8 protein-coding genes and 1 pseudogene are annotated in these 9,833 nt (G+C 72.0%); 7 read left to right on the forward strand and 2 right to left on the reverse strand.

Annotated elements, in window-relative coordinates; translation table 11 throughout:
* On the reverse strand, positions 1–198 hold a 198-nt coding region (locus KBI5_RS01085), incomplete at its 3' end, for an urease subunit beta (RefSeq protein WP_198537442.1).
* On the reverse strand, positions 195–497 hold the full coding sequence (locus KBI5_RS01090; protein WP_035732629.1) for an urease subunit gamma: 303 nt from the start codon (positions 495–497) through the stop codon (positions 195–197). The genes KBI5_RS01090 and KBI5_RS01085, both read right to left, overlap by 4 nt.
* Positions 498–878: 381 nt before the next feature.
* Between KBI5_RS01090 and KBI5_RS24970 the strand changes: the two are divergent.
* The 7 genes and pseudogenes from KBI5_RS24970 to alc form a co-directional block, all read left to right on the forward strand.
* Positions 879–971 (forward strand): annotated as a pseudogene (locus tag KBI5_RS24970) (ABC transporter permease); the annotation flags it as partial.
* Positions 972–1,245: 274 nt separating this feature from the next.
* Positions 1,246–3,000 carry an adenine deaminase C-terminal domain-containing protein gene (locus KBI5_RS01095; RefSeq protein WP_241882590.1) on the forward strand — a complete coding sequence of 585 codons (1,755 nt, stop codon included), beginning with the start codon at positions 1,246–1,248 and terminating at the stop codon, positions 2,998–3,000.
* A 517-nt stretch (positions 3,001–3,517) separates the two neighbouring features.
* On the forward strand, positions 3,518–4,405 hold the full coding sequence (locus tag KBI5_RS01100) for an FAD binding domain-containing protein (RefSeq protein WP_049761047.1): 888 nt from the start codon (positions 3,518–3,520) through the stop codon (positions 4,403–4,405).
* Entirely contained in the window at positions 4,402–5,004 is a 603-nt protein-coding gene (locus tag KBI5_RS01105; RefSeq protein ID WP_011435290.1) for a (2Fe-2S)-binding protein, read from the forward strand. Before KBI5_RS01100 ends, KBI5_RS01105 begins: the two co-directional genes overlap by 4 nt.
* Positions 5,001–7,346, forward strand: a complete 2,346-nt coding sequence (gene pucD, locus KBI5_RS01110) for a xanthine dehydrogenase subunit D (RefSeq protein ID WP_085014070.1) — start codon at positions 5,001–5,003, stop codon at positions 7,344–7,346. Before KBI5_RS01105 ends, pucD begins: the two co-directional genes overlap by 4 nt.
* Positions 7,343–8,704 carry an allantoinase AllB gene (allB, locus tag KBI5_RS01115; protein WP_085014071.1) on the forward strand — a complete coding sequence of 454 codons (1,362 nt, stop codon included), beginning with the start codon at positions 7,343–7,345 and terminating at the stop codon, positions 8,702–8,704. The genes pucD and allB overlap by 4 nt, the downstream gene beginning before the upstream one ends.
* 246 nt (positions 8,705–8,950) lie before the next feature.
* Positions 8,951–9,833, forward strand: an 883-nt coding sequence (gene alc / locus KBI5_RS01120) for an allantoicase (RefSeq protein ID WP_085014072.1), incomplete at its 3' end; no start/stop codon positions are given.

A 9,833-nucleotide genomic window follows, 5' to 3' on the forward strand; every position in this document is an offset into this window, starting at 1 on the left:
GCCGGCGGGCACCGCGAGCCGGTGGCCCCAGGCACTCGCCCGGTCGAAGTCGAGAGCGGGGTTCGCCGCGGCGAAGTGGTAGTGCGAGCCGACCTGCACCGGCCGGTCGCCCATGTTACGGACCAGCACCGTGCGTACCGGGCGTCCGGCGTTGATCTCGACGGGATCGTCGCCGGTCAGGATCTCCCCGGGGATCACGGGATCGGCCGGTGGACGGTGACCAGCTTGGTGCCGTCCGGGAAGGTGGCTTCGACCTGCACCTCGCCGAGCATCTCCGGCACGCCCTCCATGACGTCGTCCCGGGTGAGCACGGTTCGCCCGGCGCTCATCAGGTCCGCGACGCCGCGACCGTCCCGCGCGCCCTCCAGCAGGAACGAGGTGATGATCGCGGTCGCTTCGGGATGGTTCAGCCGCAGCCCACGGGCTCGCCGTTCACGGGCGAGCCCGGCCGCCACATGGATCAGCAGTCGTTCCTGTTCATGGGGGCTCAGCAGCACGAATGCGAAGCCTAGCAGGTCGGGGAATGCCGCCGGCCTGGTTCGGTTCGGCGCGGTCCACGACATGCCGGCGACGCTCCGGCCCCGATGCTCGTCGGACATATCGGGGCGCAATGTGACGGTCAGGTGAACGGCGACGCTCTCGCAACCCAAGAAAAGTTTCGTCCAGGTTTCTGTCCCGACATTGCCGGGGACGCCGCGGGAGCGTGGTGCCGTCAACAGTAAGAATGGAGTTACTGGTAATTCACCCGGGCGCGATGGGACCGATACGCATCCTTTCTAGCGTCCGGGGAACCGCTCTGGCGTCCGGGGAACCGCTCGGGCCGGTCGGACCGACCGGCAGGTGGGGGTACGCCCGGAATGAGGCTGWCAGGGGTTCGGTTGCTCACACTGGTCTTCGGGCGGGGCCGCGCCGCGGTCGGCATGATCGCCGGGATCGTCGTGTTCTTCCCGTCCCTGGTCAACATGGTGTTCCACCCGCGTTACCGGCTGGCTCCGGCGCATGGTGGGTAATGACACGTGGCAAACAACAATCACGCCATCGCCGCCCTCCCGGCGGGTGGTGYCGGTCCGCCGACTCCGGGGACACCCGGCTTGTCTTGGAGTAAAGGAAGTAATGGGGGTGATTTCGCCGTTGGTCATACGTGATCCCGTTCCGGGCGTGCCGCCATCGGATGCAGACTCGGTGCTGACCGGCAGACGAGAGGCCGCCATGAACGCCGAACRCTCCAGCCGGGGACCCCGACTGATGACGGTGTCCGGCKGAGCGTCCCAGCCGACCGTCTCCTCTGCCACGCCCCACCGATCGGCGACCCCGRCCCGCACGGCGGCGTCGGGCACGACCTCCACCACCGCTCCCGCGGTCGACCCGCGTGATCCGGCGGCGGCTCCTGGTCCGACCGGGCAGGCACCCGTGGTCGGCGCGGACCTGCTGCGTCCGTCCGAGGCACAGCTCGCTCGACTGCGTCGGGTGGCCGCGGGTGAGGAGGAAGCCGACCTCGTCATACGCGGTGGGCTTGTCGTCGCCGTCCACAGCGGTGCCGTGGCCGCGCGGGACATCCTGATCGTGGGGTGCTACATCGCCGCGGTCACGAAGCCGGGAACGTTGGCGGGTCGGCGCTCGCTCGACGCCGCCGGCAGATTCGTCCTGCCGGCCTATGTCGACGCCGGCCTGCGCGTCGAGGAGACGCTGCTCACTCCGGGGGAACTGGCTCGCCTGATCGTCCCGCGGGGAACCGTCACCCTGGTGACCGACCCGGCCGTCCTGGTCGCGCTGGGCGGTCTGCGCGGTGTGGATCTGGTGACGGGATCCTCGACCCCGTTGCGGGTGCTGGTCCGAGCGGGGCAGGTGCCCGGGAGGCAGGTCCCCGGGACCGGGGCGCCCGCAGCCCCGGTCGTCGAGGTGCCTCCGATACCGCCCGCCTCCGCGCTGACCGCGCTGTCCTCGGTAGGGGCGGCGCCCGTCAAGTCGTCCGCCACGGAGGCCGGCGGTCTGCTGTGGGCGGCCGGCAGCGGGGCCGAGCCGGTCCGGGGCAGGGCCAGATCGGTCGCGGAGCTTGCCACGGTCGGGCATCTCGATCACGACGTGCGACTCGCGGTCGGTCGGGGGATGGGCCAGATCGACGCCATCCGGCGGTTCTCCCTGCTCCCCGCCCRCAGGCACGATCTGGAACCCACCCTGGGGTCAATCGCGCCCACCCGCTTCGCTGATCTCCAGGTCGTCTCCTCCCTGGCCRGAACCGCGCCGCCCGACGTGGTGGTGGCGGGTGGCCGGATCGCCGCGGAATGCGGCCGACCCCTGTTCGACAACCTCGACATCTCGCCCGCCTGGGCCACCAGCCGGACACGACTCCCGGCGAACCTGCACGCCGGCTCCTTCACATCACTCGGCCTGCGACGGTCCCACCGGCAGGATGCCAGTGTGGTCGTGGTGAGCGTCGATCCCCCCCGCGACCCGGGGACGGCGCCGCCCGTCGGTGGACCAGCGCGGGCGTTGCGGATGACCGGGACGGGCCAGGTCTCCGGCCTCTCCCACCCGCGTGGACTCCGTACCGTGCGGGTGGAACCCACCCTGCGGGACGGCTGGGCGGTAGCCGATCCGTCTCGGGACCTTCTCAAGATCGCAATTTTCGGTCGGGACGGCTCCTCGGACGAGATCGACGTCGGGCTGCTCCGCGGGTGCGGGCTGACCCGGGGCGCGCTCGCGGTCACGACGGCGGAGCCGCCGGGGCATCTGATCGTCGTCGGGGCGCGGGACGACGACATGGTGACCGCCGCTCGGGCCCTCGAGGGCATGGGCGGGGGCTACGTGGTGGTCGACCAGGGCTGGGTGCGGGCGGCGTGCGCGCTGCCCCTGCTCGGGGTGATGAGTGACGCACCCTGGGAGGCGGTGCTGGGAGAGCTGGCCGCGGTGGACACGGCCGCAGCCGATCTCGGCTGCCGGCTGCCGTTCCCGCTGCGCACRCTGGCCGGATGGGGCTGCGCCCTCTACACCCGGCCCTGACCTCCACACCCGACCCTGACCGGCGTCGCTGGATCAGCGGGCGCTCCGGGGCCCAGGGCGGGGAGCGTGGTGCACTCACCCGAGGCCACGAAGCGCCAGCCGTGCCGCAGCGCCGGGTCGATAGACGGCGTGACATGTCCACCTCAAACCTGTCGCATCCCTCTCCACAGTTCGCGCCAGCATCGGTAAGGTAACACTGGGTAACGTTGGGGGTGTTGGTCTGGGTCGGTGCGAGTGGAAGCTGGCGATAACACGGGTGAGATAGCGCAGGTGAGGTGATGAACGCTGCCGCCAAGCAAGATCAGAACTACGTCACTGAGCGTCTGTCTTGATGAACATCCACGTAACCTTCCGCCGTTATGGTCGGTTCTTATGCAGCGTTCGTCCGCCTGCCTGACCCCCGGATCGCCGGYTGGCTTCCCGCGTCATCCCCTCCCGCGCTTCCTTCCACTGGTCGGACCATTGGTCGGATCGGGCGGGGGAGGCCGCTGTGACGACTAGCGGTGCGACGGCCGTCATGTTCCGTCCACGTACGGTAGGGGAGGCAGTGGAGATGCTGGCGACCGCCCATGACGCTGGCAGGGCGGTCGATCTGCTGGGCGGCGGCACCGATCTCGTCCCCGCCCTCCGGTCCGGCGAGCGTCGGCCGGGGGCGGTAGTCGCCCTGCGCCGGGTCCTGGAACTGCGGGTCCGCGGCGCCGGGGCGGATTCGCTCACCGTCGGTGCGGGCGTGACTTACACCGACCTCGCGGGCTGGTCACTGTCGCCCGGCCTCGCCCTCGCCGCCCGGGTGGTCGGTTCCGCGCAGATCCGCAACCTCGGCACGGTCGGTGGCGCGCTGGGCTCGGCACGTCCCACCGGTGACCTGCTCACCTTCCTCACCGCCGCGGACGCCGAGATCCTCGTGGCCTCGCCGCGCGGACCCGGCCGGATGACGCTGCCCGCGTTCCTCGCCGACGGGCTCGCCCCCGACGCCCTGGTCACCGCGGTAAGGCTGCCGCGGCCGGCCGGACCGCAGAGCTATCTCAAGATTGGGGGCAGGCAGGCCGCCTACCAGGCGTTGGTGTCGTGCGCCGTCCTCGTCGACCGGATGCGCCATCGACTGGCCTGCGCGATCGGGGGGGTGGGTCGGCTGCCGATCCGGATGACCGTCGCCGAGCGGTTCGCACACGACGCGGTGGACTGGTCCGCAGGGGCCGCGTCCTCGTCGGCGGCCCGCCGGTTCGGTGAGCTGGTAAGCGAGGCGGTCTCGCGGGTCGGGCCGGAGCTCGCGGCGGGTCCGCGGGTCTCCGCCGACTACCGCCGGCATGCTGCCGGCGTGCTGGCCGCCCGGGCGTTCACCCGATGCCTGGATGCCGCGGGGGCGCCGGTGGACCCCCGAGTCGAGCGGGACGTCCGGCCATGACCGCCCGTTTCGCGAGGGAAGTCCCGGCCGGACCGCCGGCCGGACCGCCGGCCGGGTCGTCCTGGCCGGACGACGGCGTCGTCGCGCCATATCACCTCCATGTCGACGGCTTCCTGCACACGGTGGCCGGCGCCTGGATCGGGGACTCCCTGCTCACCGTCCTGCGGGACGTCATCGGGGTGACCTCGGTGAAGGACGCGTGTGAGCAGGGGCGCTGCGGTGCCTGCTCCGTTCTCCTGGACGGCCGGTTGGTGGCGTCCTGCACGGTGCTCGCCGCGGACGCCAACGACGCCCAGGTGAGCACCGTTGCCGGTCTGAGGACGGCGGGACCCGCCAGGGCCGTGCGGGCGGCGTTCCTTGAGGAGGGTGCCGTGCAGTGCGGCTTCTGCACCCCCGGGTTCGTGGTCGCGGTGACGGACCTGCTCACCCGGCGGCCGGATGCGGACGAGGAGGAGATCAGGGAATCGCTGGCCGGCAACATCTGCCGGTGCACGGGTTACGGCCGGATACTCGCTGCCATCAGAACAGTGCAGGCTGAGCGGGGCACCCTACTTTCGGGGGATGCACCTGCTCCGCCCCACCGGGGGGTGGGGCGATGAGTCTGGGGATCGGTCGTCCGGTGCGTCGTCCGGATGGGCCGGACAAGGTGACCGGTAGCTTCTCCTACGTTGGTGATCTGCGTGTTCCGGGGATGGTGYACGCCCGCACCCTGCGATCGCCCCATGCCCGGGCGCGGATCCGGCGCGTCGACGTCGACGCCGCGCGCCGGCTGCCCGGCGTCGTGGGGATGGTGACCGCCGCCGACGTCCCCGGCATGGCCACCTACGGGCTGATCGTCGCCGACCAGCCGGTGTTCGCCGCGACCGAGGTTCGGTACGCAGGGGAGCCGGTCGCCGCCGTGGCCGCGGTTGACGTCCGGACCGCGCGCCGGGCGCTCGCCGCGATCGAGGTGGACTACGAGCCGCTGGCACCTTCGACCGACCCCGACCGGGTATGGCAGCCGGATGCCGAGCCGCTGCATCCGGCGGGCAACCTGTACCGCGAGATCGAGCTGCGCCACGGGGATCCCGACGCGCTCGGCCCGGTGGTGGTCGAGGACCAGTACCTCGTCGGGATGCAGGACCAGGCGTTTCTCGCTCCCGAGGCGGCCCTGGCGATGCCGGCCGCCGATGGTGGGGTGGACCTGCGGGTGGCGACCCAGTGGCTGCATTCGGACCGGGAGCAGATCGCGGCCTGCCTCGGTCTCCCGGAGGAGCTCGTCCGTCTCACCCTGGCCGGTGTGGGGGGTGCCTTCGGCGGCCGGGAGGACGTCACCCTTCAGATCCACGGCGCCCTGCTCGCCCGGGCTACGGGGCTTCCGGTGCGGATCGCCTACGACCGGGTTGAGTCCTTCCTGGGCCATCCGCACCGGCATCCGGCCCGGATGTGGTTCCAGCACAGCGCCACCGCCGACGGAAACCTGGTCAGCGTGCGGGCACGGCTGGTGCTGGATGGCGGTGCCTACGCGTCGTCCTCGCCGGCGGTGCTGGCGAACGCGGTCACCCATGCCGCGGGTCCGTACCGGGTCCCGAACGCCCACCTGCACGGAGTCGTCGTGCGGACCAACAACCCCCCGTGCGGCGCCATGCGGGGGTTCGGGGTGCCGCAGGTGACCATCGGTCACGAGGCCCAGATGGACCGGCTGGCCGACGCCCTCGGCATGGATCCGGTGGACCTGCGCGTCCGCAATGCCGTCCGACCGGGGGATGTGCTGCCCACTGGTCAGGTGATGGGCGCACCGCTGCCGGCGCGGGAGGTCATCGAGGCGGTGGCCTCGCGTCCGCTCCCGCCGGCGATGCCGGCGAACGTCGCGGTGACCGCGTTGCCCGGCGGCCGACCGGCCGCGGCCGAACCGAGCCGGGTCCGTCGGGGGGTCGGCTACGCCCTGGCCTACAAGAACCTGCTCTTCTCGGAGGGCATGGACGACTCCTCCGTCGCCCGTGCCCGCCTGGAGCTGGCTGAGGACGGAACGGTACGGGTCCGGCTGCACAGCGCGTGCGCCGAGGTGGGCCAGGGGTTTGTGACGATCGCGGGGCAGATCGCCCGCACCGAGCTCGGCGTCGAACAGGTCGTGTTGGCGCCCGCGGACACCGCGGTCGGCAGTGCCGGATCGACCAGCGCGTCCCGGCAGACCTGGATGAGCGGAGGCGCCGTGCGCGGAGCCTGCGCCGCGGTCGCCGATCGCCTGCTCGCCCGGGTCGCCCGCACCGCGGGGCTGCCCGCGGAGGTCGTCGAGGCACCTCGACGGACGCTGACCGTCAACGCCGGGGAGATCGTCGGGGTGGAGGCCGGGTTGCGGGTTCCGCTCGCCGAGGCGCTGGCCGACGGGCCGATCGAAGCGGAGTACACCTTCCACCACCGGCGTACCTCCGCGCTGGACGCCGACGGACAGGGCGATCCGCACGTGGCCTTCGCCGCCGCGGCGCACCGCGCGGTTGTCGATGTCGATGTCGACCTCGGTCTCGTGCGGGTCGTGTCGATGGCGCTGGCCCAGGACTGCGGTACGGTGCTCAACCCCCTGGCGCTGCGTGGTCAGGTCGAGGGGGGAACTGCCCAGGGGCTGGGCCTCGCCGTCATGGAGGAGCTGGTCACGGTGGACGGGGTGGTGGTCAATCCCACGTTTCACGACTATCTGCTGCCGACCATCGCCGACGTCCCGGACCTCGATTTCGTCGCCGTCACCCATCCGCAGCCGGATGCGCCCTACGGGGTGAAGGGCGTGGGGGAGGCGCCTACCTGTACCGCGACCCCGGCGATCATCGCGGCGATCCGGGTCGCCGTCGGACGGGATCTGCGGCGCGTTCCGGTACGACCCGAGGACCTCGTCACCATCTCTCCGATGACCGCGCCTCCGACGACCGCGCCTCCGACGACGCCGGGACAAGGTGTTCCGGCGGCATGAACGAGCCCACCGCGGAYGTTCTGCCGGAGCGGCCACAGGCGCTACGGTCACGGCGAGTCGTGCTGCCCGGGGGCGAGCGTCCGGCAGCCGTGCACGTCGCGGACGGCCGGATCGCCGCGATCACCGCCGCGGACGAGATCCCTCCCGGGACCCTGGTCACGGACCTCGGCGAGCTGGCTCTGCTTCCCGGCGTGGTCGACTCCCACGTGCACATCAACGAACCGGGGCGGACCGAGTGGGAGGGGTTCGCGACCGCGACCCGGGCCGCCGCGGCCGGTGGTGTCACCACGATCATCGACATGCCGCTGAATTCCGTTCCGCCGACGACCTCGCTCGCCGCCCTGGCCGCCAAACGTGCGGTGGCGGCCGGCCAGGTCGCCGTCGACGTCGGCTTCTGGGGCGGCATCATCGGCGCCGACGCCCGCAACCTCGATGATCTGGCCGCCCTGCACGGCGCCGGGGTCTTCGGATTCAAGGCCTTCCTGGCCCCGTCGGGGGTCGAGGAGTTCCCGCACGTCTCGATGGACGTCCTCGGGGCCGCCGCCCGGCGCACCGCCCGGATGGGGGCCCTCACCGTCGTGCACGCCGAGGCGCCCTCCGTTCTCGCCCTGGCACCTCCCACCGTGGGGCGGGCCTTCGCCAGCTGGTTGGCGTCGCGCCCGCCGGYCGCGGAGACCGAGGCCGTGGCCGCGCTGGCGGCGCTGTCCGCCGCCAGCGGTGCCCGCCTGCACGTGCTGCATCTGGCGGCGGCCGATGCCCTCGACGACGTGCTCGCGGCGCGGGACGCGGGGTTGCCGATGACGGTGGAGACGTGCCCGCACTACCTGACCTTCACGGCCGAGGAGGTCCCCGACGGAGCTACCGTCTTCAAGTGCGCACCTCCCATCCGGGACAGCAGGAATCTGGACCGGTTGTGGGACGGGGTGGCCCAGGGCCTGTTCGCCGGGATCGTCACTGATCATTCGCCGTCCACTCCCGCGTTGAAGCAGATCGACGCCGGTGATTTCGCGGCGGCGTGGGGTGGCATCGCGTCTGTCCAGATCGGGCTACCCGCGGTCTGGACTCAGGCCCGGGCGCGGGGGCACACCCTCACCGACGTCGTCGGTTGGATGTGCGCCGGACCGGCCGACCTGGTAGGACTGGCCGGCAAGGGGCGCATCGCGATCGGCGCTGACGCCGATCTGGTGATCTTCGACGCGGATGCGTCGTTCCTGGTGGAGCCCTCGATGCTGCGCCACCGCCACCCGCTCACCCCCTATGCCGGACGCGTGTTGAACGGGGTGGTGCTGGCGACCTATCTGCGGGGGCGGCGAGCGGACGGGGATCGTCCTCCGCGGGGGCGGCTATTAGAGAGGTAGGCATCACCCGGCCGGGCCGCGGGACCGTCCGGCGTACCGGAGCCCTCCCCACGGATGTGATCCGATGCACCCACCGACGCGGACCACTCCCGAGGGAGCAGGCCCGAAGTACGCTTTGCGCCCCGCTAACACGTCGTCCCGTCCTGACCTGATCCGGTCCGCACGGTGGTGACGGGCCGTGCGGCCACCCGACGACACGTGAACAGTCCGGTTTCGTACGGCTGGTTGACCCCGTGAAAGGACCCGATGAGCGACGCGCCCGACCTGACGAATCTTGTCGATCTCGCGGCGGCCCGTTTCGGCGGTACGGTCGTGGCCGTCAACGACGAGTTCTTCGCGTTCGCCGAACGGATGCTGCTGCCCGAACCGCCGATCGTGCGGCCGGGCGTGTTCACCGAACGGGGCCAGTGGACCGACGGTTGGGAGACCCGTCGGCGGCGGGATCTTCCCGGATCCGACTGGGCCATCATCCGGCTGGGCTCACCCGGCATCGCCCACGCGGTGACCGTGGACACCACCCACTTCACCGGCAACGCTCCCGGGGCCGTCGAGGTGCACGGCGCCACCCTGCCCGGGTATCCCTCCGCGGCGGAGGTCGCCGAGGAGTCCGTGGCCTGGGTCCCGCTGGTGCCGCGGACGCCGATCGTGCCGGACGCGGCCAACGTGTTGCCGGTGGCTGACCAGGGCCGGACCCGCATCACCCATCTGCGCCTGACCATCCACCCGGATGGCGGAGTCGCCCGGCTGCGCGTGCATGGCACGGTGGTGCCGGACCCCCGGATGTTCGACCGGGTGACCTCCGATCTCGCCGCCGCCTACCTGGGCGGTGTCGTGGTGGCCGCCAGCGACATGCACTACGGTGACCGCCATAACCTGAACGCCTCGGGTGAGGCCCGGGCGATGGGAGAGGGCTGGGAGACCCGCCGGCGCCGTGGGGACGGCCACGACTGGGCGGTGGTCCGGCTCGCGACGCAGGGCACGATCGTGCGGGCCGAGGTTGACACCCGGCACTTCCGCGGCAACGCGCCCCGGGCGGTGGCCCTCTGGGCGGCGGACAACCCCGACCTTCTCGACCCCGACGACGTCACCGCGATCACCGAGTGGTACCCGATGCTGCCGCGGACCCGGG

This window comes from Frankia sp. KB5 (genome assembly GCF_002099325.1).
Taxonomy (GTDB): Bacteria; Actinomycetota; Actinomycetes; order Frankiales; family Frankiaceae; genus Frankia; species Frankia casuarinae.